The 27,000-nt window shown below is 52.7% G+C and carries 25 protein-coding genes and 1 other annotated feature; of the genes, 6 read left to right on the top strand and 19 right to left on the bottom strand.

Translation table 11 applies throughout. The features are described from left to right. Position 1: 1 nt before the first annotated feature. From thrA to yjjY, 4 genes are all read right to left on the bottom strand, one after another. Positions 2 to 2,464, bottom strand: a complete 2,463-nt coding sequence (gene thrA, locus A7Z29_RS09885; protein ID WP_105290153.1) for a bifunctional aspartate kinase/homoserine dehydrogenase I — start codon at positions 2,462 to 2,464, stop codon at positions 2 to 4. Between the two features lie 25 nt (positions 2,465 to 2,489). Further along, positions 2,490 to 2,609 (bottom strand) — a sequence feature (Thr leader region). Further along, on the bottom strand, positions 2,545 to 2,610 hold the full coding sequence (gene thrL / locus A7Z29_RS09890) for a thr operon leader peptide (RefSeq protein WP_001386572.1): 66 nt from the start codon (positions 2,608 to 2,610) through the stop codon (positions 2,545 to 2,547). It overlaps the preceding feature by 65 nt. 212 nt (positions 2,611 to 2,822) lie before the next feature. Continuing rightward, the gene (locus A7Z29_RS09895; RefSeq protein WP_016159428.1) at positions 2,823 to 3,509 is read right to left on the bottom strand and encodes a tRNA/rRNA methyltransferase; all 687 of its coding nucleotides are present in this window, start codon (positions 3,507 to 3,509) and stop codon (positions 2,823 to 2,825) included. Between the two features lie 399 nt (positions 3,510 to 3,908). Next, positions 3,909 to 4,049 (bottom strand): YjjY family protein, encoded by a 141-nt coding sequence (gene yjjY, locus A7Z29_RS09900; protein ID WP_001303782.1) that lies wholly within the window; start codon positions 4,047 to 4,049, stop codon positions 3,909 to 3,911. A 95-nt stretch (positions 4,050 to 4,144) separates the two neighbouring features. On the opposite strand from yjjY, the gene arcA reads away from it, so the two are divergent. Beyond that, the gene (arcA, locus tag A7Z29_RS09905) at positions 4,145 to 4,861 is read left to right on the top strand and encodes a two-component system response regulator ArcA (RefSeq protein ID WP_001194358.1); all 717 of its coding nucleotides are present in this window, start codon (positions 4,145 to 4,147) and stop codon (positions 4,859 to 4,861) included. Between the two features lie 57 nt (positions 4,862 to 4,918). Here arcA and creD read toward each other — a convergent pair whose 3' ends face one another. From creD to creA, 4 genes are read right to left on the bottom strand one after another with little or no spacing between them, the layout of a single operon-like run. Further along, the gene (gene creD, locus A7Z29_RS09910; RefSeq protein ID WP_000920370.1) at positions 4,919 to 6,271 is read right to left on the bottom strand and encodes a cell envelope integrity protein CreD; all 1,353 of its coding nucleotides are present in this window, start codon (positions 6,269 to 6,271) and stop codon (positions 4,919 to 4,921) included. Between the two features lie 57 nt (positions 6,272 to 6,328). Then, positions 6,329 to 7,753 carry a two-component system sensor histidine kinase CreC gene (gene creC / locus A7Z29_RS09915; protein ID WP_105290154.1) on the bottom strand — a complete coding sequence of 475 codons (1,425 nt, stop codon included), beginning with the start codon at positions 7,751 to 7,753 and terminating at the stop codon, positions 6,329 to 6,331. After that, entirely contained in the window at positions 7,753 to 8,442 is a 690-nt protein-coding gene (gene creB / locus A7Z29_RS09920) for a two-component system response regulator CreB (RefSeq protein WP_105290155.1), read from the bottom strand. Before creB ends, creC begins: the two co-directional genes overlap by 1 nt. Positions 8,443 to 8,454: 12 nt before the next feature. Further along, positions 8,455 to 8,928, bottom strand: a complete 474-nt coding sequence (gene creA, locus A7Z29_RS09925; protein ID WP_000875485.1) for a protein CreA — start codon at positions 8,926 to 8,928, stop codon at positions 8,455 to 8,457. Between the two features lie 212 nt (positions 8,929 to 9,140). Between creA and robA the strand changes: the two genes are divergently transcribed. Further along, on the top strand, positions 9,141 to 10,010 hold the full coding sequence (gene robA / locus A7Z29_RS09930; protein WP_000371672.1) for an MDR efflux pump AcrAB transcriptional activator RobA: 870 nt from the start codon (positions 9,141 to 9,143) through the stop codon (positions 10,008 to 10,010). Here the strand turns inward: robA and gpmB are convergent. Next, positions 10,007 to 10,654, bottom strand: a complete 648-nt coding sequence (gene gpmB, locus A7Z29_RS09935) for a 2,3-diphosphoglycerate-dependent phosphoglycerate mutase GpmB (protein ID WP_000942335.1) — start codon at positions 10,652 to 10,654, stop codon at positions 10,007 to 10,009. The genes robA and gpmB overlap by 4 nt on opposite strands. 51 nt (positions 10,655 to 10,705) lie before the next feature. Between gpmB and yjjX the strand changes: the two genes are divergently transcribed. Then, positions 10,706 to 11,227 carry an inosine/xanthosine triphosphatase gene (gene yjjX / locus A7Z29_RS09940; protein ID WP_032224345.1) on the top strand — a complete coding sequence of 174 codons (522 nt, stop codon included), beginning with the start codon at positions 10,706 to 10,708 and terminating at the stop codon, positions 11,225 to 11,227. An 84-nt stretch (positions 11,228 to 11,311) separates the two neighbouring features. On the opposite strand, the gene trpR is transcribed toward yjjX, so the two are convergent. Both trpR and sltY read right to left on the bottom strand, forming a co-directional pair. After that, the gene (trpR, locus tag A7Z29_RS09945; RefSeq protein WP_000068670.1) at positions 11,312 to 11,638 is read right to left on the bottom strand and encodes a trp operon repressor; all 327 of its coding nucleotides are present in this window, start codon (positions 11,636 to 11,638) and stop codon (positions 11,312 to 11,314) included. Positions 11,639 to 11,727: 89 nt separating this feature from the next. After that, positions 11,728 to 13,665 carry a murein transglycosylase gene (gene sltY / locus A7Z29_RS09950; protein WP_000409436.1) on the bottom strand — a complete coding sequence of 646 codons (1,938 nt, stop codon included), beginning with the start codon at positions 13,663 to 13,665 and terminating at the stop codon, positions 11,728 to 11,730. Between the two features lie 210 nt (positions 13,666 to 13,875). Between sltY and ettA the strand changes: the two genes are divergently transcribed. Continuing rightward, positions 13,876 to 15,543, top strand: coding sequence for an energy-dependent translational throttle protein EttA (gene ettA, locus A7Z29_RS09960; RefSeq protein WP_000046760.1), 1,668 nt, complete (start codon positions 13,876 to 13,878; stop codon positions 15,541 to 15,543). Between the two features lie 119 nt (positions 15,544 to 15,662). On the opposite strand, the gene nadR is transcribed toward ettA, so the two are convergent. Genes nadR through serB form a run of 3 tightly spaced genes read right to left on the bottom strand, consistent with a single transcriptional unit; the run spans position 15,663 to position 19,315 of the window. Beyond that, entirely contained in the window at positions 15,663 to 16,895 is a 1,233-nt protein-coding gene (gene nadR, locus A7Z29_RS09965; RefSeq protein WP_000093820.1) for a multifunctional transcriptional regulator/nicotinamide-nucleotide adenylyltransferase/ribosylnicotinamide kinase NadR, read from the bottom strand. A gap of 20 nt (positions 16,896 to 16,915) precedes the next feature. Then, positions 16,916 to 18,298, bottom strand: coding sequence for a DNA repair protein RadA (gene radA / locus A7Z29_RS09970; protein WP_001029698.1), 1,383 nt, complete (start codon positions 18,296 to 18,298; stop codon positions 16,916 to 16,918). Between the two features lie 48 nt (positions 18,299 to 18,346). After that, complete coding sequence (gene serB, locus A7Z29_RS09975; RefSeq protein WP_001132952.1) at positions 18,347 to 19,315, bottom strand: phosphoserine phosphatase; 969 nt, start codon at positions 19,313 to 19,315, stop codon at positions 18,347 to 18,349. A 105-nt stretch (positions 19,316 to 19,420) separates the two neighbouring features. Here serB and A7Z29_RS09980 point away from each other — a divergent pair, with 105 nt between their 5' ends. Further along, entirely contained in the window at positions 19,421 to 20,065 is a 645-nt protein-coding gene (locus A7Z29_RS09980) for a YtjB family periplasmic protein (RefSeq protein WP_000124613.1), read from the top strand. Between the two features lie 27 nt (positions 20,066 to 20,092). Further along, complete coding sequence (gene lplA, locus A7Z29_RS09985; protein WP_001550572.1) at positions 20,093 to 21,109, top strand: lipoate--protein ligase LplA; 1,017 nt, start codon at positions 20,093 to 20,095, stop codon at positions 21,107 to 21,109. Here the strand turns inward: lplA and yjjJ are convergent, their stop codons facing one another. The 5 genes from yjjJ to deoC form a co-directional block, all read right to left on the bottom strand. After that, a complete protein-coding gene (yjjJ, locus tag A7Z29_RS09990; protein ID WP_105290156.1) occupies positions 21,110 to 22,441 on the bottom strand; it encodes a type II toxin-antitoxin system HipA family toxin YjjJ in 1,332 nt (443 codons plus the stop codon). Positions 22,442 to 22,607: 166 nt separating this feature from the next. Continuing rightward, positions 22,608 to 23,327, bottom strand: coding sequence for a purine-nucleoside phosphorylase (gene deoD, locus A7Z29_RS09995; RefSeq protein ID WP_000224878.1), 720 nt, complete (start codon positions 23,325 to 23,327; stop codon positions 22,608 to 22,610). 79 nt (positions 23,328 to 23,406) lie between these two features. Then, positions 23,407 to 24,630 (bottom strand): phosphopentomutase, encoded by a 1,224-nt coding sequence (gene deoB / locus A7Z29_RS10000; protein ID WP_000816471.1) that lies wholly within the window; start codon positions 24,628 to 24,630, stop codon positions 23,407 to 23,409. Positions 24,631 to 24,681: 51 nt separating this feature from the next. Beyond that, entirely contained in the window at positions 24,682 to 26,004 is a 1,323-nt protein-coding gene (deoA, locus tag A7Z29_RS10005; protein WP_000477816.1) for a thymidine phosphorylase, read from the bottom strand. 141 nt (positions 26,005 to 26,145) lie between these two features. Next, positions 26,146 to 26,925: a deoxyribose-phosphate aldolase gene (gene deoC / locus A7Z29_RS10010; protein ID WP_001298497.1), complete on the bottom strand. Its 780-nt coding sequence runs from the start codon at positions 26,923 to 26,925 to the stop codon at positions 26,146 to 26,148. Positions 26,926 to 27,000: the final 75 nt, after the last annotated feature.

Here is a 27,000-nt window from a genome sequence, read left to right on the forward strand (position 1 = left end):
GTCAGACTCCTAACTTCCATGAGAGGGTGCGTAGCAGATCGGCAAAGACACCGGCAGCCGTAACGTCATTGCCCGCGCCGTATCCGCGCAGAACCAACGGCAGCGGCTGATAATAGTGGCTATAGAAGGCCAGGGCGTTTTCGCCATTTTTCACTTTGAACAGCGGATCGTTACCGTCCACTTCAGCAATTTTCACGCGGCAGACGCCATCGTCATCAATATTGCCAACATAGCGCAAAACTTTACCCTCATCACGAGCCTTCGCCACGCGCGCGGCAAAGAGATCGTCGAGCTGTGACAGATTCGCCATAAAAGCTGCAACATCACCCTCTGCGTTAAACTCTGCGGGCAGCACAGGTTCGATCTCGATATCCGCCAGCTCCAGTTCACGTCCAGTTTCACGGGCGAGAATCAACAGTTTGCGCGCCACATCCATACCAGAAAGATCATCACGCGGATCCGGTTCGGTATACCCCATTTCCCGCGCCAGCGTGGTCGCCTCAGAGAAACTCATGCCTTCGTCTAGCTTGCCGAAGATGTATGAAAGCGAACCAGAAAGAATGCCGGAGAATTTCATCAACTCATCACCTGCATTGAGCAGGTTTTGCAGATTCTCAATGACCGGTAATCCCGCACCGACGTTGGTGTCATAGAGGAATTTACGTCGCGATTTTTCCGCCGCATAACGCAACTGGTGGTAGTAATCCATCGACGAGGTGTTGGCCTTTTTGTTCGGCGTGACAACGTGGAAACCTTCGCGCAGGAAGTCGGCATATTGATCCGCCACCGCCTGGCTGGAGGTGCAGTCAACAATGACCGGGTTCAGCAGATGATATTCTTTCACCAGGCGAATTAAGCGCCCAAGGTTGAACGCCTCTTTGGCTTGCGCCAGTTCTTCCTGCCAGTTTTCCAGGTTGAGGCCATGCACATTAGTCAGCAACGCCTTCGAGTTAGCAACGCCACAGACTCGTAAATCAATATGTTTGTTCTTCAGCCAGCTTTGCTGACGCTTTAGTTGCTCCAGCAGCGCGCCGCCAACACCGCCAACGCCAATCACAAACACTTCGATAACCTGATCGGTATTGAACAGCATCTGGTGGGTAACGCGCACGCCAGTCGTCGCGTCATCGTTATTTACCACGACAGAGATTGAGCGTTCAGAAGAACCCTGAGCAATGGCGACAATGTTGATATTGGCACGAGCCAGCGCGGCAAAGAATTTCGCCGAGATCCCACGCAGCGTGCGCATACCATCGCCCACCACCGAGATAATGGCCAGTCGTTCCGTCACCGCCAGCGGCTCCAGTAAACCTTCTTTCAGTTCAAGATAGAACTCTTCCTGCATTGCCCGTTCAGCTCGCACACAGTCGCTTTGTGGAACGCAGAAACTGATGCTGTATTCGGAAGACGATTGCGTAATCAGCACCACTGAAATGCGGGCGCGTGACATTGCTGCAAAGACGCGCGCCGCCATGCCGACCATCCCTTTCATTCCTGGACCGGAAACGCTGAACATTGCCATGTTATTCAGATTGGAAATGCCCTTGACCGGTAATTCGTCTTCATCACGGCTGGCACCGATGAGCGTCCCTGGCGCTTGTGGATTTCCGGTGTTTTTAATCAGGCAAGGGATCTGGAACTGAGCGATGGGGGTAATGGTGCGGGGGTGAAGAACTTTAGCGCCGAAGTAGGAAAGCTCCATCGCTTCCTGATAGGACATCGACTTTAACAACCTCGCATCGGGCACCTGACGCGGGTCGCAGGTATAGACACCGTCGACGTCCGTCCAGATCTCGCAACAATCGGCACGTAAACAGGCGGCCAGTACCGCAGCGGAGTAGTCGGAACCGTTACGTCCCAGCACCACCAGTTCGCCTTTTTCATTACCGGCGGTGAAACCTGCCATCAGCACCATGTGGTCAGCCGGAATGCGGCTTGCCGCAATACGGCGGGTGGACTCAGCAATATCGACGGTAGATTCGAGGTAATGACCGACTGCCAGCAGTTTTTCGACCGGATCGATAACGGTAACGTTATGTCCGCGCGCTTCCAGTACACCGGCCATAATGGCGATCGACATTTTTTCACCACGGCAGATCAACGCAGCGTTGATGCTGTCCGGGCACTGTCCCAACAGGCTGATACCATGCAGAACATGTTTAATTTGGGCAAATTCTTGATCGACGAACGTTTTCAGTTGCGCCAGCGGAAATCCCGGCTGGGCGGCGGCGAGTCCCGTCAGAAGTTCGGCAAAAATACGTTCGGCATCGCTGATATTGGGCAAAGCATCCTGGCCGCTAATCGTTTTTTCAATCATCGCCACCAGATGGTTGGTTATTTTGGCGGGAGCAGAGAGGACTGTAGCCACCTGCCCCTGCCTGGCATTGCTCTCCAGAATATCGGCAACCCGCAGAAAACGTTCCGCATTTGCCACTGATGTACCGCCGAACTTCAACACTCGCATGGTTGTTACCTCGTTACCTTTGGTCGAAAAAAAAGCCCGCACTGTCAGGTGCGGGCTTTTTTCTGTGTTTCCTGTACGCGTCAGCCCGCACCGTTACCTGTGGTAATGGTGATGGTGGTGGTAATGGTGGTGCTGATGCGTTTCATGGATGTTGTGTACTCTGTAATTTTTATCTGTCTGTGCGCTATGCCTATATTGGTTAAAGTATTTAGTGACCTAAGTCAATAAAATTTTAATTTACTCACGGAAGGCAACCAGTTCATAAGCTGCTGGCAGATGCTCTTTTTTAATCCATTCAGAGACAGATTTCCCGTTGCAGTCAGAATGAAAACCTAAAAACAACATGACGTGGCGTTTTTTATTTGGTGATATTTTTTTCAATATCATGCAACAAACGATGCAACATTGCGGTATCTCGTTGCTCTAAAAGCCCCAGACGTTGCTGTAACCAGTCGACCAGTTTTGTGTCATCTGCCACCGCTAACGTCGTTAACAACGACATGGCACGTTCGCGTAAAGCGCGCAGTTGATGTTGGTCTGCCGTTGCGTTACTTTTCGTCGGTTGTTGTATTAATGTTGCTAATTGATAGCAATAGACCATCACCGCCTGCCCCAGATTGAGCGAAGGGTAATCTGCCACCATTGGCACACCGGTAAGAATATCAGCCAGTGCCAGTTCCTCGTTGGTCAGCCCGGAATCTTCACGACCAAAGACCAGCGCCACATGATTCATCCACGCCGATTTTTCTTCCAACAATGGCACCAGTTCCACCGGTGTCGCGTAGTAATGATATTTCGCCCGACTACGCGCTGTAGTGGCGACCGTGAAATCTACGTCATGTAACGATTCAGCCAGCGTCGGAAAAACTTTAATATTATCAATAATATCACCGGAGCCATGAGCAACCCATCGGGTGGCTGGCTCCAGGTGCGCCTGGCTATCGACAATCCGCAGTTCGCTAAAACCCATCGTTTTCATTGCCCGCGCTGCTGCCCCAATATTTTCTGCTCTGGCGGGTGCAACCAGAATAATCGTCAAACGCATGTTGCTACTCTTCTTGACCAAATAACCGCGAATAGAGTGATGAATGTCAACTTACTGCGCGGAGAGAATTTACAAAATATTAACGCAAATCGCAGAAAAAGCCCTTTACTTAACTTAAAAAAAGCTAAACTATTTCTTGACTGTACTAACCGTTCAATTGTTAAAAAACGCTACATATCTTTCTGTTTACTTAGGATAATTTTATAAAAAATAAATCTCGACAATTGGATTCACCACGTTTATTAGTTGTAGGATGCAACTAGTTGGATTATTAAAATAATGTGACGAAAGCTAGCATTTAGATACGATGATTTCATCAAACTGTTAACGTGCTACAATTGAACTTGATATATGTCAACGAAGCGTAGTTTTATTGGGTGTCCGGCACGTCTTAGCCTGTTATGTCGCTGTTAAAATGGTTAGGATGACAGCCGTTTTTGACACTGTCGGGTCCTGAGGGAAAGTACCCACGACCAAGCTAATGATGTTGTTGACGTTGATGGAAAGTGCATCAAGAACGCAATTACGTACTTTAGTCATGTTACGCCGATCATGTTAATTTGCAGCATGTATCAGGCAGGTCAGGGACTTTTGTACTTCCTGTTTCGATTTAGTTGGCAATTTAGGTAGCAAACATGCAGACCCCGCACATTCTTATCGTTGAAGACGAGTTGGTAACACGCAACACGTTGAAAAGTATTTTCGAAGCGGAAGGCTATGATGTTTTCGAAGCGACAGATGGCGCGGAAATGCATCAGATCCTCTCTGAATATGACATCAACCTGGTGATCATGGATATCAATCTGCCGGGTAAGAACGGTCTTCTGTTAGCGCGTGAACTGCGCGAGCAGGCGAATGTTGCGTTGATGTTCCTGACTGGCCGTGACAACGAAGTCGATAAAATTCTCGGCCTCGAAATCGGTGCAGACGATTACATCACCAAACCGTTCAACCCGCGTGAACTGACTATCCGTGCACGCAACCTGCTGTCTCGTACCATGAATCTGGGTACTGTCAGCGAAGAACGTCGTAGCGTTGAAAGCTACAAGTTCAATGGTTGGGAACTGGACATCAACAGCCGTTCGTTGATCGGCCCTGATGGCGAGCAGTACAAACTGCCGCGCAGCGAGTTCCGCGCCATGCTTCACTTCTGTGAAAACCCAGGCAAAATTCAGTCCCGTGCTGAACTGCTGAAGAAAATGACCGGCCGTGAGCTGAAGCCGCACGACCGTACTGTAGACGTGACAATCCGTCGTATTCGTAAGCATTTCGAATCTACGCCGGATACGCCGGAAATCATCGCCACCATTCACGGTGAAGGTTATCGTTTCTGCGGTGATCTGGAAGATTAATCGGTTTACCACCGTCAAAAAAACGGCGCTTTTTAGCGCCGTTTTTATTTTTCAACATTATTTCCAGATGCGTAACTCATCGTCTGTTGTGACTTCTTTACTGGTTTTCATTTTCGGTAGTGAAAATGCATACCAGTCGATATCACGTGTCACAAACATCATGCCAGCCAGCGCCACCACCAGCACACAGGTTCCCAACAACAGCGCGCTATCGGCAGAATTCAGCAGTCCCCACATCACGCCATCCAGCAACAACAGCGCGAGAGTAAACAACATGCTGTTGCGCCAGCCTTTTAATACTGCCTGCAAGTAAATACCGTTCATTAACGCCCCAATCAGACTGGCGATTATCCATGCCACGGTAAAACCGGTATGTTCAGAAAGCGCCAGCAAGAGCAAATAAAACATCACCAATGACAGCCCTACCAGCAAATATTGCATCGGGTGTAAACGCTTTGCCGTTAATGTTTCAAAGACAAAGAAGGCCATAAAAGTTAGCGAGATCAGCAAAATGGCGTACTTGGTCGCCCGATCCGTTAATTGATACTGATCGGCTGGCGTAGTGACTGCGACGCTAAACGCCGGGAAATTTTCCCAGCCGCTATCATTGCCTGAAGCAAAACGCTCACCGAGATTATTAGCAAACCAGCTACTTTGCCATTGTGCCTGAAAACCGGATGCACTTAACTCCCGTTTCGTTGGCAAAAAATCGCCTAAAAAACTGGGGTGCGGCCAGTTGCTGGTTAAGGTCATCTCGCTATTACGTCCCGTCGGCACCACAGAAAAATCACCAGTACCGCTTAAATTCAGCGCCATATTCAGCTTCAGGTTCTGCTTCAGCCAGTCTCCTTCGGGTAAAGGGATATGCACGCCCTGCCCGCCTTGCTCTAACCCGGTGCCAGGTTCAATGCTCAGCGCAGTTCCGTTAAGTTCAGGCGCTTTCACCACGCCAATGCCACGCGCATCACCAACGCTAATCACGATAAACGGCTTGCCTAAGGTGATATTTGGCGCATTAAGTTCGCTAAGACGCGAAACGTCAAAATCGGCTTTCAGCGTTAAATCACTGTGCCAGACCTGGCCGGAATAAATACCGATCTTCCGTTCTTCCACGTTCTGATTGCCATCAACCATCAACGACTCAGGTAACCAAAAATGGATAAAACTTCGTTTCCGCTCCACGGTTTTATCCTCTTCCTGCACCGTATAAAGCTCGGTCACAGGAATAGCGATGAGCGGCCCAACGAGTTTTTGCGGTCCGCTGGTGCTTTGGCGAATCGCATCTTCCACATCGCTCCGGTAATCGGCACGTTCGACAATCACCTGCCGAATCAACATTAATGGAATTAACAACAGCAACACCGTGCCAAACAAAGTGGTCATTTTCCAGAACAGGGGGGATTTCAACATAGTCTTCTCCTTTGCAATGACGGCAGTGTATGAAGGCTATGTGAGAAGAATTTGAAGTTATGTGAAGTGACGGTGAAGCCGAAGCGAGGCCAGCACACCGCTTTCCGGCATGTTGTGCAGCGTGACTTCGCCATTGAGCAAACGGGCAACTTCGCTGACAAACGCCAGCCCAAGACCACTGCTTTTTTGCCCATTTGCACGCGGTAAAGAGTAAAAGCGTTCAAAAATGCGCGACAGCGCGTAGTCAGGAATGCCACTGCCGGTATCCTGCACCTTAAGCGTAACTTGCTCCTCATCTGCCACAGCACTAAGCGTTATGCAGCCATGATCGGGAGTAAAATCGATGGCGTTATCCAGTAAATTCCCCAGCGCCTGCTCCAGTAACGCAGGTTCAGCAGCAACCTTAACCTCTGTAGGCATAACATGCAGAGTGATATTTTTTTCTGCCAACTGCACGGTGCGCGCTTCGCTGATGCGGTTAAATAATGCCGCTACGTCAACCGCAGAAAGAACCACTTCCTGGCGATTCTCCAATCTTGCCTGGCGTAATAACGTTTCCACCAGTGCCTGCATTCGCGCATTTTGCGTCAAAATATTATCGGTAAAGCGAGCCACCACTTCTGGCGGCGGGCCTTCACGTAAAATTTCCGCTGCGCCACGAATCGCCGCCAGTGGGCTTTTTAGCTCATGAGTTAATGCGTAAACATACTGCTCAATATAGTTTTTCCCTTCCAGCTTCACGCGCATACTTTCCAGCGCCTGCGCTAACTTACGCAGCTCGCTACTGCCGAGTTCAGGGAGAGGAACGGGTTTATTGTCGGTAACGGAATCAGCATAGCGGGTGAGTCGGGCAATGGAGCGGTTGATCCACCAAACCATTCCCGCACCAATCACCAGCGCAATCCCCAGCAAAATGGTACTCGCCCATAAAATTCGTCGCTCGCTGCGTTTAATGACCGGTACCATCGCCGCGTTCGGTTTGCCTACGCTCAAAACGCCAATAAGCCGTGAACCGTCCATAATCGGCGCGGCGACATACATCACAGAACTTTCGGGGTCGGCAGGATTTTGCAACGTGCTGCGCGCACCATACTGACCACGCAACGTTAGCCAGACATCATTCCAGCGGGAATAATCCTGTCCCACGGCTTTGTTTGCCGAATCGAACAATACTTTGCCCTGCGCATCAGTCATATAGACATGGTATTCATTGCGCACTTTGTTAATGCCGCCGATATTGGCGCGAAACGGGCGATTTTGTAGCTGGTTAAACGCCTGCGCCAGTTGTCCATGCTCGGGGTCACCAGAGAGCAAATCGGGACGCGCCAGCTCCGCCAGCAACGTTGCGGTGTCGATCAGCGTACCTTCCGTCGCCCTTCGCACACCCGGTTTAACTTCTTTGACAAAAATTGCCAGTACGAACCAGGCTGCCACCGCCACCAGTAAAAAATAGCCCAGCAACAGGCGCATCCCGATGCGCATTACAGGCTCCTCAGGCTGTATCCCATTCCGCGATGAGTATTAATTGGCGAAAGGTCGGGATTTATAGCGCGCAGTTTGGCGCGCAGCGTTTTGATGTGAGTATCGACAGTGCGATCGTAAGTGTCCTGTGCATCTTCCCAGACGCTATCCATCAATTGCTGGCGTGACCAGACGCGGCCTGGCGACTTGAGTAACGTTTTCAACAACAGAAATTCGTACCGCGTCAGCGTTAATGGCGTGTCAAACCAGCTGATCTGCGCCGCAGGTTCATTCAGTTCAAAATGACCAATACGGATGACGGGAGACGGCGTAGAAAACTTCTTCACCCGACGCAGTAAGGTGCGCACCCTGGCGCACACTTCGCGAGGTGAAAACGGTTTAGCCACGTAGTCGTCAGCGCCAATCTCCAGCCCAAGCAGGCGATCCACCTCTTCACTACGGGCGGTCAGAAACAGTACAGGCAACGCAGGATGGAGCGCCAGCAACTGGCGACACAGTTCGAAACCGCTAATATCAGGCAGGCCGACATCGAGAATGATAACGTCAGGAACCTGCAGGCGCGCTTTATCCAGCGCCGATAAGCCCCGTTCAAAGAACTCGACGGCAAAACCTTCCTGCTGCAACATGTAGACCAGCGTGTCGGCTATCCCTTGCTCGTCTTCCACTAACCAGACCGTTTCCCGTTGCATAAATCGCCTCTGTTATTGTCGCCACGGCATGACAGGAACGGCGCTGATGGCATTTTTCGGTGAACCATCGACAACTTTGTCGGAGTAAGCCAGGTAAGCGAGCGCGTTGCGTTTGGCGTCATAGAAACGCACGACCTGTAACGACTTAAAGACCAGAGAAGTCCGTTTTTTGAACACGACTTCGCCTTGAGCTTTGCCGTTTTTAATGCGATCCGACAGTTCAATCGGCCCTACCTGCTGGCAGGAAATGGCCGCATCGGAAGTATCTTCCGCCAGACCTAATCCCCCTTTAATACCGCCGGTTTTCGCCCGACTCACATAACAAGTGACATTTTTTACATCGGGATCGTCAAAGGCTTCCACGACAATTTTGTGATCCGGGCCGATCATTTTAAATACGGTGTCGACCGAACCAATTTCTTCCGCATGAGCCAATGGTCCCAGCATTATCAGGCTTAAGGACAAGATCAAATGCTTGTATTTCATATTGTTACCATTTTTATAAGTTACACTGAGCAATTAGTTCGCCATGATAAATAACATATTGATTAAGAACAAAAACTCAATATTTTTATCTCCGTCAAGACCTAAAACATACTCTGCTAAGAAAAAAAACACTGAATGCTAAAACAACAAAAAATGCTATTATCCAATTACCTGATGTCAGGTGCTCGTTGTTGAAAGGATGAGGATATTTTATGGATCAGGCCGGCATTATTCGCGACCTTTTAATCTGGCTGGAAGGTCATCTGGATCAGCCCCTGTCGCTCGACAATGTAGCGGCGAAAGCAGGTTATTCCAAGTGGCACTTACAGAGAATGTTTAAAGATGTCACTGGCCATGCTATTGGCGCGTATATTCGTGCTCGTCGTTTGTCGAAATCGGCGGTCGCACTACGCCTGACTGCGCGTCCGATTCTGGATATCGCGCTGCAATACCGCTTCGACTCTCAACAGACATTTACCCGCGCATTCAAGAAGCAGTTTGCCCAGACTCCCGCACTTTACCGCCGTTCTCCTGAATGGAGCGCCTTTGGTATTCGCCCGCCGCTGCGTCTGGGTGAATTTACCATGCCAGAGCACAAATTTGTCACCCTGGAAGATACGCCGCTGATTGGTGTTACCCAGAGCTACTCCTGTTCGCTGGAGCAAATCTCTGATTTCCGCCACGAAATGCGCTACCAGTTCTGGCACGATTTTCTCGGCAACTCGCCAACCATTCCACCAGTGCTTTACGGTTTGAACGAAACGCGTCCAAGCCAGGATAAAGATGACGAGCAAGAAGTGTTTTACACCACGGCTCTGGCTCGGGATCAAGCTGACGGCTATGTACTGACGGGACATCCGGTACTGTTGCAGGGTGGCGACTATGTGATGTTTACCTACGAAGGTCTGGGAACCGGCGTGCAGGAGTTTATTCTGACGGTATACGGAACCTGTATGCCGATGCTCAACCTGACCCGCCGTAAAGGTCAGGATATTGAGCGATACTACCCGGCAGAAGATGCCAAAGCGGGTGATCGCCCAATTAATCTGCGCTGCGAGCTGCTTATTCCAATACGTCGTTAACGCTGTAGCTCGTCTAATGCAGGGGCGTCCAGATGCGAGATGTCCCCTGCGGTTTCAACTACCCAGCCAGATGCCAGCCACAGGCTTTCCTGATAATCCACGCGCGAAATAGAACAGTTACGCAGACGTAAGCGGCGTTCTGCCCATGCCGGTAAGCCCAGAATGGTACTCACCAGGCATCCCAGCGCGATACCGTGACTCACCAGCAGTGGTCGACTTCCCGGTGGTAAATCCCGACAAGATTCCAGTGCTGCGTTAACGCGATCGCTAAGTTCCTGCATCGACTCGCCTTCAGGAATACGCCCGTCAACGGTGCCATTGACGAGTTGACGACGCCAGTTCTCTTCTTCTTCAGTCAGAGAGTCAATGTGTCTTTTCTCCAGCACGCCCATATTTAACTCACGCAAGCGGGAATCAAAGATGATGTCACAACCACAAGCCTGGGCGATGATTTCCGCCGTACGCCGGGTGCGGCCTAAATCACTACTGATGATATGCGTAATGCCAAGCTCTTTGGCACGGTTCGCCACCTGCATTGCCTGTTGCTCACCTTTTGCAGTCAGCGGGCTGTCAGACTGGCCCTGAATACGTCGCTCGGCGTTCCACTGTGTTTCACCGTGGCGGACAAGGTATACCTGTAACATGCTTTTTTTCCGTATACTGCTTTAACGTTAATTTTGTGAGTAATCCTGATTATGCACCATGTTGTCTGTGCGACCACCAATCCCGCTAAAATTCAGGCCATTCTGCAGGCATTTCACGAGATCTTCGGCGAAGGATCCTGCCACATTGAGTCCGTTGCCGTCGAGAGCGGCGTACCGGAACAGCCCTTTGGCAGTGAGGAAACGCGCGCTGGCGCACGAAATCGGGTAGCAAATTCTCGTCGTTTACGCCCAGAGGCTGATTTTTGGGTAGCAATTGAAGCGGGTATTGATGGTGACAGCACCTTCAGTTGGGTGGTGATTGAAAACGCGAGCCAGCGCGGTGAAGCGCGTTCGGCAACTTTGCCGTTACCTGCGGTGATTCTGGAGAAAGTGCGTGAGGGCGAGGCGCTTGGCCCCGTGATGTCGCGTTATACCGGCATTGATGAGATTGGCCGTAAAGAGGGCGCGATCGGCGTGTTTACCGCCGGGAAACTCACCCGCGCCAGCGTCTATCACCAGGCGGTGATCCTGGCGCTAAGTCCGTTTCATAATGCGGTATATCAGCCATTGTAGGACGGATAAGGCGTTCACGACGCATCCGGCATTCGGTGCGCAATGCCTGATGCGACGCTGACGCGTCTTATCAGGCCTACAAAATCAATCGCTTTTCAGCAGCACTTCTTCCAGCCACTGGCGCAATTCGACAGGCGCGGCTTTCAGACTGTTAGATCCACGAGTAATGGTCGCAATGCCCGCGCCGAGTTCATTTTTTAACTCACGCTGGCTCATTTCACCGCGCAACAACTCTTCTACGATACGCACGCGAGTCCCCAACGCTTCGCGCTCATCCGGCGTCAGCATCAGGTTTAGCAACGGTAAATGGAGATCGTTTTCGTAGGCATTCTTAAGCAGGTCAACAAAACGTAACCACTCCTGGTGACGCTGTTCTGCCATCGCTGCTGAATAGGGTGATTGTTGAGCCATAGTGTGTCGCCATTGTTAGCGGGGGAAGCCTGATGCCTCCCCCGGTTGTACTCGCAAAAGAGTACGATAGCATATCATAAACGGGCGGTTCAGTAACGACGCCCCCATTCTGTGGCGCTCAAAAGCGTCGGTTTATCGCCCATGAAATAGCGATAGTACGCGTCATAAGCCAGCACGTTCTTCACATAACCGCGCGTCTCGGAGAACGGGATACTCTCGACAAATGCCACCGCGTCGATACGTCCGGCGCTGTTGCCAAGCCAGGTACGCACTCTCCCTGGTCCCGCGTTATAGGCTGCCGATGAGAAAATACGGTTATTACCAAACTGCTGATAAACATATTGCAGGTAACTGGTGCCAATGTTGATGTTCGTTTCCGGATCAAGCAATTGTCCTGGGCTGCTGTAACCTGGAATTGAGAACATCTTCACCGTATGGGTCGCTGTGCCAGGCATAATCTGCATCAGGCCGCTGGCGCCTACCGGCGACTTCACTTTCGGATTCCAGGCGCTCTCCTGGCGGGCAATCGCCATTGCATAGCTTTGCGGGATATCTTTGCCATTGGTGTAGCGTTTGAAAAGATCGTTGTAGGCCAGCGGGAATCGCTCTTCCAGATGATCCCACAGCTTCCCGGCGATCGTTGCCTGAACGCTAAGATCCCACCATTGGTTATTGAAAGCATATCGCGCCAGTTGAGCCTGCTCTGCTTTTGACTTGCTCTTCACAAGATTGGCCCACTCGCTACGCGCGGTATTATCGAGATTCCAGTACATCAACTCGCGCACGCGCGCCATCTCCGACCCCTGAGTCAGGGCGCTGTCAACATTCTGCGGCGCTTTATCAATCTTCAGCTCATACTCTTCGCCGATCCGCTGTGCAGCAACCATCGGGTAGAAACCACGCTGTTGCATGAGTTGATGCAAAATCTCTTTTGCTTCCGCTTCACGACCGCGTTCCAGCAGTAAATCCGCCTGCCAGTAACGCCATTCATCTTTCTCTTTCGCTTCCATCGGCAAGCGTGCCAGCCAGGTATTCAGGCCAGAACGGTCGCCAGTGCCAAGCGCCATCCGCACGCGTCGTTCAATTAACGACGTGGATTGCGAACGCATAATGGCGTCATCGCGCCATTTCGCCTGCTCGTCGGTGACGTCGTTGCCCATCAGACGCCAGGCGACGATATCGCGTAGCTCCTGAATCTGATCTTCATTAAGCTGCTGCGCCTGGGCAAGCGACGGGATCATCAGCCGTGCGTTTTCTGCATCCTGGCGCGCCACGCTGGCAAACGCCACCGCTGCCATCTGGCGGGTAAAATCAGTCGCTCCGGTAGTACGCGCGAAGGTCAGCACTGTATTAGGATCGTTCGCCAGCGAAATAATCGCCGAGGCGATAGTTTGATAATCGGCAGGCATCTGCCCTGCGAGTACCGTCACCAGCCCGGTATTGCCCGCTTTCATCGCCAGGCGGATACGCTCTAAATAAGCCAGTGGTTCTTGCTTACCGGACGCGCGCCAGACGCTAAACAACTTATCGCAAGCGTTAGGCTGACTCTTTCCGGTTAGCCAAAGTTCTTTCGCCCCCTGCCAGGCTTCTTCGCTCTGCCCGATATTCCATTTCGCATAGTAATAATTACATTGCGCTTCGGTAGTCCCTGGTTTTTCCGGGCTAAAAGCTAACAGACCACGCCAGTCTTCACGCCGCGCCAGTTCATTGACGAAGCGAGATTGTAGCGTGCGAGCGGGAGGAAGCGTGGGGTTAGCGCGAACAAAGTTAGTGACCTTGACCGCCGGTTGATTCATCAGGTCATCGGTAATCTGGCGGTATTCCAGGTAGGGATAAAGCGGATAATCCTTCAGTCCAGGCATCATTTGTTCGACCACATCCATTTGTCGATTATCCCAGGCCTGCTTGATTTGCGCGTAACGGCTACGCTGCTCATCCAGTGAGTCGGCTCGCGCCACGCTGCTGACCGTCAGCAGACAGACACCGGCAGCCAACAGCCGCCAGGTAACTTGTTTGGCTTTTTCCACAAGCGCATCCTCTAAGTGTAAATACATCAATGCAGCGTCATGCCGCCTAATAGATTTATGCTAACCAGTCATTGCCGTTTGTGCCACGTTATGGACACTTTTTTACTTTTACTGCGAGGGTGATCGACCGGCTGGGATTAGATAAGGAAACAGGCTACACTTCGCCTTTGAAAACTCATCATCACGATAAACATAGAGGCGAAGTCCAACGTGGCTCAATTCGTTTATACCATGCATCGTGTCGGCAAAGTTGTTCCGCCGAAACGTCATATTTTGAAAAACATCTCTCTGAGTTTCTTCCCTGGGGCAAAAATCGGCGTCCTGGGTCTGAACGGCGCCGGTAAATCTACCCTGCTGCGCATTATGGCGGGCATCGATAAAGACATCGAAGGCGAAGCGCGTCCGCAGCCGGATATCAAGATTGGTTATCTGCCGCAGGAACCGCAGCTAAACCCGGAACACACCGTGCGTGAGTCCATTGAAGAGGCGGTTTCTGAAGTGGTTAACGCCCTGAAACGTCTGGATGAAGTGTATGCGTTATACGCCGATCCGGATGCCGATTTTGACAAGCTGGCAGCTGAACAAGGCCGTCTGGAAGAGATCATTCAGGCTCACGACGGTCATAACCTGAACGTGCAACTGGAACGTGCAGCAGATGCGCTGCGTCTGCCGGACTGGGAGGCGAAAATCGCTAACCTCTCCGGTGGTGAGCGTCGTCGCGTGGCGTTGTGCCGCCTGCTGCTGGAAAAACCAGACATGCTGCTGCTCGACGAACCAACTAACCACCTGGATGCCGAATCCGTAGCGTGGCTGGAACGCTTCCTGCACGACTTCGAAGGCACCGTTGTGGCGATTACCCACGACCGTTACTTCCTCGATAACGTTGCGGGCTGGATCCTCGAACTTGACCGTGGCGAAGGTATTCCGTGGGAAGGTAACTACTCCTCCTGGCTGGAGCAGAAAGATCAGCGTCTGGCGCAGGAAGCTTCGCAAGAAGCAGCACGTCGTAAGTCGATTGAAAAAGAGCTGGAGTGGGTACGTCAGGGGACTAAAGGCCGTCAGTCGAAAGGTAAAGCACGTCTGGCGCGCTTTGAAGAGCTGAACAACACCGAATATCAGAAACGTAACGAAACCAACGAACTGTTTATTCCACCTGGACCGCGTCTGGGCGATAAAGTGTTGGAAGTCAGCAACCTGCGTAAATCCTACGGCGATCGCCTGCTGATTGACTCCCTGAGCTTCTCGATCCCGAAAGGGGCAATCGTCGGGATCATCGGGCCGAACGGTGCAGGTAAATCGACCCTGTTCCGTATGATCTCTGGTCAGGAACAGCCGGACAGCGGCACCATCACTTTAGGTGAAACGGTGAAACTGGCGTCTGTTGATCAGTTCCGTGACTCAATGGATAACAGCAAAACCGTTTGGGAAGAAGTTTCCGGCGGACTGGATATCATGAAGATCGGTAACACCGAGATGCCGAGCCGTGCCTACGTAGGCCGCTTTAACTTTAAAGGGGTTGATCAGGGCAAACGCGTTGGCGAACTTTCCGGTGGTGAGCGCGGTCGTCTGCATCTGGCGAAGCTGCTGCAGGTTGGCGGCAACATGCTGCTGCTCGACGAACCGACCAACGATCTGGATATCGAAACCCTGCGTGCGCTGGAAAACGCCCTGCTGGAGTTCCCGGGCTGCGCGATGGTTATCTCGCACGACCGTTGGTTCCTCGACCGTATCGCGACGCACATTCTGGATTACCAGGATGAAGGTAAAGTCGAGTTCTTCGAAGGTAACTTTACCGAGTACGAAGAGTATAAGAAACGCACGCTGGGCGCAGACGCGCTGGAGCCGAAGCGTATCAAGTACAAGCGTATTGCGAAGTAATGCGTAAAATGCCGGATGCGGCGTGAACGCCTTATCCGGCCTACAAGCCCAGCGATTTCAATAGGTTGCAAAACAGTAGGCCTGATAAGACGCGTCAGCGTCGCATCAGGCATTGGGTCTTAACCCTGCTCCCCCATCATCTCCCGCACCAGCTCCACGCAGCGCAGGAAACGGCTGTCGTAATCGTCCTCTTCAACCCGCACAAATTCGATATTGTTCTCTTCCAGCATCTCCACCAGCAGATTCTGGAACTCTTTACGATCCACCGAACTACCGAGGCTGCGTAAACCATCCGCCACCCACGGCGTGTTGTTCTCCAGCAGGATCACCAGATCAAAACGGTATTCATCGATCAGCGCCTGCACGAACGGATGCTCACGCCCTTCGTACTTTTTGCAGAACGCCTGCGTTGTCACAAAATCGGTGTCGATAAACGCCACTTTATTGGCATATTTAACTGCAAAATCAATATATTGTGCGTGACCCAGCGCGATTTTATCGTAGTCGGAATACTGCAACGCAATCTCATCTCCGCCAAGGTGTGAAAAGACATAATCACGACCAAACTCCCACGCACTGGTGGTGTTGAAAATGTTGGCGAGTTTGTTTACCAAGGTAGATTTACCGCTCGACTCGCCGCCGAGGATCGCCACGGTGCGCACAAAGAACGGTTTCACTTCGGTGGGAATATATTCCCAGTAGCGGAACGGGTTTTCGCGGATCTGCGCTCCGCTGATACTCATAAAAGTGCGTTTCGGATCGACAAGCACCGTTTCGATCCCCAGATGCTCCAGGTACTGTGGTGCGTCGGTCTCTTCCGAGGTGTAGATCAGATCCGGCTGAATGCCTTTTTCAGCCATAAACTTTTTGATGCCGTTGCTCCACACATCCCAACCGTGCGGATACGGCTCCATGCCCTCTTCGTTGAAGGCATGAATGCGGATATTTTTCTGATATTTAAAGGTTTGCAATAACCAGCGCAGACGATCCGGCACCGTTGGCTGCTGCGACATGGCGCTGTCTTCAAATAACGCGCGGTCGCGAGTATCGTCAAAGCCCATAATGATATGCAGCTCGTCAACCTGGCTACAGGCGCGCTGGATAAGGTAGATATGTCCGGTATGCAGCGGGTAGAACTTACCGAATACCACACCAATGGTTTTCTTCTGTCGGGGAAACTCAAGCCCCAAAAAACGGTGCAACGCCTCCAGCTTTTGCGCGCTGGGGCTTTTAATTTTGGCATTCAGTAACTGGCTTAAATACCCTTTGGTCATACCGCTGGCATCAGCCACCTGCTGTAACGTGCAGCCCTGTTGCTTGATGGCAGTTTTCAGGTAATCAAATGACGACATATCTCCCTCCGTATCTCTCATTATAAGTCGTCGAACACGCTAAGCGCGTCGGAGAGTTTTTTAACGCCAAAAATCTGCATCCCTTCCGGCGCTTTTTTCGGCACGTTGGCTGCCGGAACAATCGCCCGGCGAAAACCGTGTTTCGCCGCTTCAGAGATTCGTTCCTGACCGCTGGGCACCGGGCGAATCTCCCCTGCCAGCCCCACTTCGCCAAACACCACCAGATCCTGCGGCAGCGGTCTGTCACGCAGGCTGGAAACCATCGCCAGCAGTAACGCTAAGTCGGCGCTGGTTTCCGTCACCTTCACGCCGCCGACCACGTTAACAAAGACATCCTGATCAGCCATTTGCAGACCGCCGTGACGGTGCAACACCGCCAGCAGGATCGCCAGACGGTTTTGTTCCAGCCCGACCGCCACGCGGCGCGGATTCGCCATCATCGAATGATCGACCAGCGCCTGAATCTCCACCAGCAGCGGGCGCGTCCCTTCCCATACCACCATCACTGAACTGCCAGAGGTCACTTCATCGCCACGGCTTAAGAAGATTGCCGAAGGATTGCTGACTTCACGCAGTCCCTGTTCGGTCATCGCGAATACACCCAGCTCATTCACCGCGCCGAAGCGGTTTTTATGGCTGCGTAAGGTGCGAAAACGGGAGTCGGCGTCGCCGTCCAACAGCACCGAACAGTCAATACAGTGTTCCAGCACTTTCGGACCAGCCAGCGAGCCATCTTTGGTTACATGCCCGACCATGACAATCGCCACACCGCGCGTTTTGGCGAAACGCGTCAGATAAGCCGCCGTTTCACGCACCTGCGCCACGCTGCCTGGCGATGACTGAACATCCGCCATATGCATCACCTGGATCGAGTCAATTACCATCAGCTTCGGTTGCTCTTCTTCGGCAATCAGGCAGATCTGCTCGATGCTGGTTTCCGACAACATATTGAGATTGTCAGTCGGCAGGCCGAGACGATGAGCGCGCATTGCCACCTGTTGCAGCGACTCTTCGCCAGTGACATACAGCGTTTTCATCTGCTGCGCCAGTTTGCACAGCGTTTGCAGCAGCAGCGTGGATTTACCGGCACCAGGGTTACCGCCAATCAGAATGGCGCTTCCCGGCACCACCCCGCCGCCTAATACGCGGTCGAACTCTTTAAATCCGGTAGAAAAACGCGGCAATTCCTCAAGGCTGATATCGGAGAGTTTCTGGACTTTCGCCACTCCGGCGCTACCGGCATAGCCACTGAGACGCTCGTTACGCGCCACCGTTGGCGACGCAGCAAGACGCACCTCGGTGATAGTGTTCCAGGCATGACAGGCGCTGCACTGCCCTTGCCAGCGCGGATAATCTGCCCCGCATTCATTACAAACAAAGGCGCGTTTTGGAGCTTTTGCCACGGTGTACCTCGTTAATGCTGTGCCGCCCGCAGGATGACGGGCGTGCAATTACTTCTGATTCAGGCTGCCGGAGAGGATGCAGAACACCCCCATCAGGTCAGCGTGACGGATGGTGACTTCCGTCTTTTCATTCACTTTTGGCTTGGCATGGTAGGCAATCCCCAGCCCTGCCGCTTTGATCATCGGCAGGTCGTTGGCACCATCGCCAATCGCCACGGTCTGCGCCAGCGGGATTTCATACTCCTGTGCCAGTCGGGTCAGGGTATTAGCTTTGTACTGCGCGTCTACGATGTCGCCGATCACATTGCCGGTAAATTTACCGTCCATGATCTCCAGTTCATTAGCTACCACGGCGGTCAGGCGCAGCTTGTCGCGCAGGTATTCGGCAAAGAAGGTGAAGCCGCCGGAGGCAATCGCCACTTTCCAGCCCAGCGTTTCCAGTTTGAGTACCAGCTGCGTTAAGCCTGGCATCAGCGGCAGATTTTCACGTACCTGAAGCAAAATGTTCGCGTCAGCGCCTTTCAGCGTCGCCACGCGACTGCGCAGGCTGGCGGTAAAATCAAGTTCTCCACGCATCGCCCGTTCTGTCACTTCCGCCACCATCTCGCCCGTTCCGGCCAGTTTGGCAATTTCATCAATACATTCAATCTGGATAGCGGTGGAGTCCATGTCCATCACCAGCAAACCCGGCGTGCGCAGGTGCGGAATTTTCCCCAGCGGCGCGACATCCAGCTGCGCTTCGTGGGCCAGGCGTGTAGCCCGTGCGGTGAGTGAACCTGCCAGACGAATCACCTGATAATCTTCCACGCACCAGGCGGCAACAATCACCATCGCCGCACCCAGTTTGCTCTGGTATTGGGTCAGACGTTGTTTATCCAGCCCACGACCATACAGCAGCCAGCCGCTACGACCTGCGTGGTAATCCAGTGGCATCACTTCATCACCACTTAATGAAAGAGGCAGACCCGGCCATAAAGAGACATCTTCAGGCAGGTCGCACCAGGTAATGTTAGGCATTAAGGCTCCTGTAAAATCGTTCGAAGCAGGGAAAATAACGCATGAGGCTACCTTGTATCCATTGCTTCTGGCAACATTAAGTCTCAAATTTTCAAAGGGTGGAAGATGGCTCGCACAAAACTGAAATTCCGGCTGCATCGGGCAGTGATTGTCCTGTTCTGCCTCGCCTTGTTAGTGGCGCTGATGCAGGGGGCGTCATGGTTTAGTCAAAACCACCAGCGACAGCGTAATCCACAGCTGGAAGAACTGGCCCGTACCCTGGCGCGTCAGGTGACGCTGAACGTTGCACCGCTGATGCGTACCGACTCACCGGATGAAAAACGCATTCAGGCGATCCTCGATCAGTTAACGGATGAAAGCCGCATCCTCGACGCGGGTGTGTATGACGAACAAGGCGATCTTATCGCACGTTCTGGCGAAAGCGTCGAAGTGCGCGACCGGCTGGCGCTCGACGGTAAAAAAGCAGGCGGCTATTTTAACCAGCAGATTGTCGAGCCAATTGCGGGTAAAAACGGCCCGCTCGGCTATCTGCGCCTGACACTCGACACCCATACGCTCGCCACCGAAGCCCAACAGGTGGATAACACCACTAACATTTTACGCCTGATGTTGCTGCTCTCACTGGCAATCGGCGTAGTGCTGACCCGCACGTTGTTGCAGGGTAAGCGCACCCGCTGGCAGCAATCTCCCTTCCTGTTAACCGCCAGCAAACCGGTGCCGGAAGAGGAAGAAGGCGAGAAAAAAGAGTGACCCATTACTACAAGAAAGGAAATCGTTATGTCCACATTACGCCTGCTCATCTCTGACTCTTACGACCCGTGGTTTAACCTGGCGGTGGAGGAATGTATTTTTCGCCAGATGCCCGCCACGCAGCGCGTTCTGTTTCTCTGGCGCAATGCCGACACCGTGGTGATTGGTCGTGCACAGAACCCGTGGAAAGAGTGTAATACCCGGCGGATGGAAGAAGATAACGTCCGACTGGCGCGGCGCAGTAGCGGTGGCGGCGCGGTGTTCCACGATCTCGGCAATACCTGTTTTACCTTTATGGCTGGCAAGCCGGAGTACGATAAAACCATCTCCACATCAATTGTGCTCAATGCGCTGAACGCGCTTGGCGTCAGCGCCGAAGCCTCCGGACGTAACGATCTGGTGGTGAAAACCGCCGAAGGCGACCGCAAAGTCTCAGGCTCGGCCTATCGCGAAACCAAAGATCGTGGCTTCCACCACGGCACCTTGCTGCTCAATGCCGACCTTAGCCGTCTGGCAAACTATCTCAACCCGGATAAAAAGAAACTGGCGGCGAAAGGCATTACCTCGGTACGTTCCCGCGTGACCAATCTGACCGAATTGCTGCCGGAAATTACCCATGAGCAGGTTTGCGAGGCCATAACCGAGGCCTTTTTCGCCCATTATGGCGAGCGCGTGGAAGCGGAAATCATCTCCCCGGACAAAACGCCAGACCTGCCGAACTTCGCCGAAACCTTTGCCCGTCAGAGTAGCTGGGAGTGGAACTTCGGTCAGGCTCCGGCGTTCTCGCATCTGCTGGATGAACGCTTTACCTGGGGCGGCGTAGAACTGCATTTCGACGTTGAAAAAGGCCATATCACCCGCGCCCAGGTGTTTACCGACAGCCTCAACCCCGCGCCGCTGGAAGCCCTCGCCGGGCGACTGCAAGGCTGCCTGTACCGCGCGGATATGCTGCAACAAGAGTGCGAAGCTCTGTTGGTCGACTTCCCTGAACAGGAAAAAGAGCTACGGGAATTGTCAGCGTGGATGGCTGGGGCTGTGCGGTAACTACGCGCCCATGCGGGCAACTTTCTCTTCGATTTGCCGGATTTTTTCCGGCATTTCTTGCGCAATGTGGCGAAACGCCTCGCTGATACGCGGATCTCCGGCGACCGTTTGCCAGAACTGCTGCGCCAGCGGGATCGCCGTTAACCATGCGCTTTTACTGACGTTAAGATCAAACTTCACCTCAATGGCAGCATCTCGCAACATTCCGGCGCTGTTTGGCGCATAAGCCATCGGCAGCATGTCGTAGACGGGCGTCAGCGCAAATGGCGGTTCAGATAAATAAAACGATAAATTGCCTGCATGCATATCACTGTTAGCGATAAGTCGCCCAAACGCCCAGATCACTTCTGTTTGCGCCACGCTCTCATGGGTGGCAAGTTGTTGCTCACACAAACGGCGCATTGCCTCCGGCCACGATCCCGGAGAAGAGATAAACTCACTTTGCACCGCCTCCAGCGACACAATGGGCAAGCGACCATCGTTACCTTTGCAGTCAAAGCGTTCCGCTTCAAGGAATACCTGCCTGTTACTTGTTACAAGCACCGTTGACTGGCTGGCGTAGATCCCGCCAGCGCGCAGGATTTGCGCGGCAATAGATTCCGCAATAAGCAGGTCACCCCAACGTTGGCTGACTGCGGTTTGCTGCGGCACGGTGAATTTCACCAACACATGTTTATTGCCTGACGGCGTTTGTGCATAGCAGGTAAATTTTGGCTGCTCACCGCCCGCAGAAGAACCCACAATTTCTCCTGCCAGTGCGTCATGTGCCAGTTGTTCATAGCGGATGAGTTTTTCATCCAGAGTAATTGCCGCAGGGCGTTGTGCAGTAATCCATTGCTGATAATTCCCCTCCCCGACCAGCCAGCCGCCGGTATATTCACCGCTAAATACGGTCAGGGCGTAGAGCACCTCTTCTTCCTGCCAGAGACGGATATCTTCGGTCAGATTCAGTTGCGCGGCTAACTTCCTGCCCCACGCGCGCCCTAAAAAACCCTGTGGTCGGAGATCGGTCAAATACCAGGGCAAACCATCAAACCACTGTTCGTCGCCATCTGCGCCTGTTACCAGACAACTTCCCTGCGGCCAGCACAACCGGATGTCGGCGAATTTATGCGCCTTTCCGGCAGCGTCCACTCGCCAGACGGGAATACGTTCTATTCCGCGATAAGGCCGCAGCAGTACATATCGCGTTGCCCGTGCTTTACCAAAGCGAATCACCCGATCTTCTCTGGCAACAAGGCGTGAGAACGTCGCCTGACTGATTGCCAGACGCTGGCGCAATTCCGGGGCAGAACGCGGCCCTTGCAGTAAAAGATCGGTCAGTTCTCTCATTAATGAATAGATTCGTGAATAGATACTTGAATAGATTTATTAACACATTTCACTGAAAAGTATAGCGAAAATATTCAAGCTGGAGAGAAAAATGAATTGATACTAAAAAGCCGGAGCAGTCTCCCGCTCCGGCTTAACACGACAATCGCCTTTCAGCGAAAAACAATTACTCTTTATCGCCCAGCAGAACGGATTCCAGTGCGATTTTGATCATGTCGTTAAAGGTGGTCTGACGCTCTTCAGCAGTGGTCTGCTCGTGAGTGCGGATGTGGTCAGACACGGTGCAAATAGCCAGGGCTTTCGCGCCAAATTCTGCTGCTACGCCGTAGATACCAGCCGCTTCCATTTCTACGCCAAGGATGCCGTATTTTTCCATCACGTCGAACATTTCGCCGTCCGGAGAGTAGAACAGGTCAGCGGAGAACAGGTTACCAACGCGCGCATCCACGCCCAGAGCTTTAGCCGCGTCTACCGCGTTACGCACCATGTCAAAGTCAGCGATAGCAGCAAAGTCATGGTCTTTAAAACGGATGCGGTTAACTTTGGAATCGGTGCAGGCACCCATACCGATAACTACGTCACGCAGTTTTACGTGCGGCAGAACAGCGCCACAGGAACCCACGCGGATGATTTTTTTCACGCCGAAATCGGTGATCAGCTCTTTGGTGTAGATGGAGCAGGACGGGATCCCCATACCGTGACCCATTACGGAAATTTTGCGGCCTTTGTAAGTACCGGTGAAGCCCAGCATACCGCGAACGTTGTTCACTTCACGGGCATCTTCAAGGAAAGTTTCAGCAATATACTTCGCACGCAGCGGGTCGCCTGGCATCAAAACTACGTCAGCGAAATCGCCCATTTCTGCATTAATGTGTGGGGTAGCCATTGTTTTATCCTTATCAACATGTTTTCACCCTCTCCCTGTGGGAGAGGGCCGGGGTGAGGGCATCAAGCCGCACCCATTATCAGAACATGGCTTTGCCATATTCCATATCAGAAGTGCCAAAATATTTTGCCAGAGTCTGACCGATATCCGCGAAGGTTTCACGGTGACCCAGCGAACCCGGTTTTACTTTCGGGCCATACACCAGTACCGGAATGTGTTCACGGGTGTGGTCAGTACCAGTCCAGGTTGGGTCGCAACCGTGGTCAGCGGTGAGGATCAGGATATCGTCATCGCGCAGCAGTGACATCAGCTCCGGCAGACGGCGGTCGAACAGTTCCAGACCCGCAGCATAACCCGCGACGTCACGACGGTGACCCCAGGAAGAGTCGAAGTCAACAAAGTTAGTGAAGACGATAGTGTTATCACCTGCTTCCTTCATCTCTTTAATGGTGGCGTCAAACAGCGCGTCCAGACCGGTCGCTTTCACTTTTTTGGTGATACCGCAGTTAGCGTAGATGTCTGCAATTTTACCGACAGAAACCACCTGGCCGTGTTTTTCATCAACCAGTTTCTGCAACACAGTTGGTGCTGGCGGTTCAACAGCCAGATCGTGACGGTTGCCGGTACGCTGGAAGTTACCGGCTTTGTCGCCGATAAACGGACGGGCGATAACGCGACCGATGTTGTAGCCGCCGTTGGTCAGCTCTTCACGGGCGATTTCGCACAGTTCGTAGAGTTTATCCAGGCCAAAGGTTTCTTCATGACAGGCAATCTGGAACACGGAGTCAGCGGAGGTATAGAAAATCGGCTTGCCGGTTTTCATGTGCTCTTCGCCCAGTTGATCCAGGATGACCGTACCGGAAGAGTGGCAGTTACCCAGGTAACCCGGCAGATTAGCGCGTTCGACCAGTTTATCCAGCAGTTCTTGCGGGAAGCTGTTTTCATGATCGGAGAAGTATCCCCACTCAAACAGAACCGGTACACCGGCGATTTCCCAGTGACCAGACGGGGTATCTTTACCGGATGACATTTCGTGCGCCCATGCGTACGCGCCGATAACTTCAGCGTTGCCGTCCATTCCTGCCGGAATGAAACCGGTAGAACCTTCGTGTGCTTTCGCCAGCCCCAGACGGGTCAGATTTGGCAGATTCAGTGGCCCTTTACGACCATTATCAGCTTCGCCTTTAGCACAAGCTTCTGCGATATGACCCAGGGTGTCAGCCCCGACGTCACCAAAGCGTTCTGCATCTTCTGTAGCGCCGATGCCGAATGAGTCCAGCACCATAATAAATGCACGTTTCATATGTTCTCCGTACTCAGTGCTTCAAATTTAAATGATCAGATCAGTATACAATTATTCACTGATACGACGATAGACGGTTGGTGTGCTTTCTGGTGCTTTATCGGCAAGTTTAATTGCCGCTTTCACCGCTTTCGCCGCTTCCTGCCAGCTGTTTTCGTCTTTCGCGTGGACAACCGCCAGCGGACGCTGACCGTCTACCTGGTCGCCCAGACGCGCCATATCAGTAAAGCCGACGCTGTAATCGATGGTGTCAGATGCCTGACGGCGACCGCCGCCCATTGCAACCACTGCCATCCCCAGCGCGCGGGTATCCATTTCACTGACAAAACCTTCGGTATCAGCATAGACTGCTTTCGTCAGCATCGCTGTCGGCAGATACTTCGCGTAGTTCTCAACGAAGTCGGTTGGGCCTTTTTGTGCCGCCACCATACGACCAAAGACTTCTGCCGCTTTACCGTTGTCCAGCACCGCCTGCAATTTCGCGCGCGCTTCAGCGTCATCTTTCGCCAGTTTGCCGGAGATAAGCATCTCCACGCACAGTGCCATTGTGACATCAAACAGACGCGGGTTACGGTATTCACCGGTCAGGAACTGCACCGCTTCACGCACTTCAACCGCGTTACCGGCACTGGAGGCCAACACCTGATTCATGTCGGTGAGCAGCGCAGTGGTGCGCACGCCAGCGCCATTTGCCACGCCAACAATCGCTTCGGCAAGGGCTTCAGAGAGTTCGTAGGTCGGCATAAATGCACCGCTACCGACTTTCACGTCCATCACCAACGCATCCAGCCCTTCCGCCAGTTTCTTAGCCAAAATAGAAGCAGTGATCAGTGGGATGGAGTCCACGGTTGCGGTGATATCACGGGTTGCGTAGAAACGTTTATCCGCCGGAGCCAGTGAGCTGGTCTGGCCGATAATCGCCACGCCGACGTCTTTAATAATTTCGCGGAAACGGTTGTCATCCGGGAAGATATCGAAACCAGGGATTGATTCCAGTTTGTCGAGCGTACCGCCAGTATGACCGAGGCCGCGACCGGAGATCATCGGAATGTAACCACCGCAGGCAGCGACCATCGGCCCCAACATCAGCGAAGTCACATCGCCGACGCCGCCGGTCGAGTGTTTATCAACAATCGGGCCATTCAGATGCAGGCTTTTCCAGTCGAGAACGGTTCCTGAATCTCGCATCGCCATCGTCAGCGAGACACGCTCCGGCATTGTCATATCGTGGAAGAAAATGGTCATCGCGAGGGCGGCAATTTGCCCTTCGGAGATAGTATTGTCGCGAATGCCGTTGATAAAGAAACGAATTTCTTCATCGCTCAGCGCATGACCATCACGTTTTTTACGAATAATTTCTTGTGCGAGAAACAAGGTAACCTCCCGTGGAATAAGTTTGAAGGCGTTGTTGCCAGATGGCGGATGTTGTTATTGCCTGATGCTGACCGCTTCTTATCATGCCTACACGGCACCCGACCCGTAGCATCCGGCATCCGCCCTCTGGCAAAAGGCAGCTTAGTAGCTGCTGGCGCTCTTACCGTCGCCGTGGCCCAGAGCTTTCAGCAGGCTTGCCAGCAGGCTGGAAGCGCCAAAGCGATAGTGACGTGCATCTGCCCAGTCAGCACCGAACAGTTCATCTGCAATCGCGAGATATTTCTGTGCATCTTCCGCAGTACGCACGCCACCCGCCGGTTTGAAACCAACGGTTTTTTCTACGCCCATGTCGCGGATGACTTCCATCATGATGCGCGCGCTTTCAGGCGTCGCATTCACCGCGACTTTACCGGTAGAGGTTTTGATAAAGTCAGCGCCCGCTTTGATGGAGATTTCAGATGCTTTGCGGATCAGGGCTTCGTCTTTCAGTTCACCGGTTTCGATGATCACTTTCAGCAGCACATTCGCCGCTGCACAAGCCTCTTTACAGGCTTTCACCAGGTCAAAACCAACCTGCTCGTTACCCGCCATCAGCGCACGGTACGGGAACACCACGTCAACTTCATCGGCACCGTAGGCGATTGCCGCACGGGTTTCTGCCAGTGCGATGTCAATGTCGTCGTTACCGTGTGGGAAGTTAGTTACCGTAGCAATACGGATTTCCGGGGTGCCCTGCTCTTTCAGAGTCTTGCGAGCAATCGGGATAAAGCGAGGATAGATGCAGATAGCGGCGGTATTGCCGACCGGAGTTTTAGCCTGATGACACAGGGCGATCACTTTCTCGTCAGTGTCGTCGTCATTCAGAGTGGTCAGGTCCATCAATTTCAGTGCACGCAGGCTGCTTGCTTTCAGATCAGTCATTTCATTCTCCTGGCTTGTCGCCAATAAAATTCACCTTGCGAGTTTGTTAGTATTCTAACATCGACTCCGCAACAC

It is taken from the genome of Escherichia sp. MOD1-EC6842 (genome assembly GCF_002965705.1).
GTDB classification, from domain to species: Bacteria; Pseudomonadota; Gammaproteobacteria; order Enterobacterales; family Enterobacteriaceae; genus Escherichia; species Escherichia ruysiae.

Coding starts and splice junctions, on each gene's coding strand:
- thrA (WP_105290153.1), bottom strand. CDS start 2,464: ATGCGAGTGTTGAAGTTCGGCGGTACATCAGTGGCAAATGCGGAACGT.
- A7Z29_RS09895 (WP_016159428.1), bottom strand. CDS start 3,509: ATGCGTTTGACGATTATTCTGGTTGCACCCGCCAGAGCAGAAAATATT.
- yjjY (WP_001303782.1), bottom strand. CDS start 4,049: ATGACTAAAGTACGTAATTGCGTTCTTGATGCACTTTCCATCAACGTC.
- arcA (WP_001194358.1), top strand. CDS start 4,145: ATGCAGACCCCGCACATTCTTATCGTTGAAGACGAGTTGGTAACACGC.
- creD (WP_000920370.1), bottom strand. CDS start 6,271: ATGTTGAAATCCCCCCTGTTCTGGAAAATGACCACTTTGTTTGGCACG.
- creC (WP_105290154.1), bottom strand. CDS start 7,753: ATGCGCATCGGGATGCGCCTGTTGCTGGGCTATTTTTTACTGGTGGCG.
- creB (WP_105290155.1), bottom strand. CDS start 8,442: ATGCAACGGGAAACGGTCTGGTTAGTGGAAGACGAGCAAGGGATAGCC.
- creA (WP_000875485.1), bottom strand. CDS start 8,928: ATGAAATACAAGCATTTGATCTTGTCCTTAAGCCTGATAATGCTGGGA.
- robA (WP_000371672.1), top strand. CDS start 9,141: ATGGATCAGGCCGGCATTATTCGCGACCTTTTAATCTGGCTGGAAGGT.
- gpmB (WP_000942335.1), bottom strand. CDS start 10,654: ATGTTACAGGTATACCTTGTCCGCCACGGTGAAACACAGTGGAACGCC.
- yjjX (WP_032224345.1), top strand. CDS start 10,706: ATGCACCATGTTGTCTGTGCGACCACCAATCCCGCTAAAATTCAGGCC.
- trpR (WP_000068670.1), bottom strand. CDS start 11,638: ATGGCTCAACAATCACCCTATTCAGCAGCGATGGCAGAACAGCGTCAC.
- nadR (WP_000093820.1), bottom strand. CDS start 16,895: ATGTCGTCATTTGATTACCTGAAAACTGCCATCAAGCAACAGGGCTGC.
- serB (WP_001132952.1), bottom strand. CDS start 19,315: ATGCCTAACATTACCTGGTGCGACCTGCCTGAAGATGTCTCTTTATGG.
- A7Z29_RS09980 (WP_000124613.1), top strand. CDS start 19,421: ATGGCTCGCACAAAACTGAAATTCCGGCTGCATCGGGCAGTGATTGTC.
- lplA (WP_001550572.1), top strand. CDS start 20,093: ATGTCCACATTACGCCTGCTCATCTCTGACTCTTACGACCCGTGGTTT.
- yjjJ (WP_105290156.1), bottom strand. CDS start 22,441: ATGAGAGAACTGACCGATCTTTTACTGCAAGGGCCGCGTTCTGCCCCG.
- deoD (WP_000224878.1), bottom strand. CDS start 23,327: ATGGCTACCCCACACATTAATGCAGAAATGGGCGATTTCGCTGACGTA.
- deoB (WP_000816471.1), bottom strand. CDS start 24,630: ATGAAACGTGCATTTATTATGGTGCTGGACTCATTCGGCATCGGCGCT.
- deoC (WP_001298497.1), bottom strand. CDS start 26,925: ATGACTGATCTGAAAGCAAGCAGCCTGCGTGCACTGAAATTGATGGAC.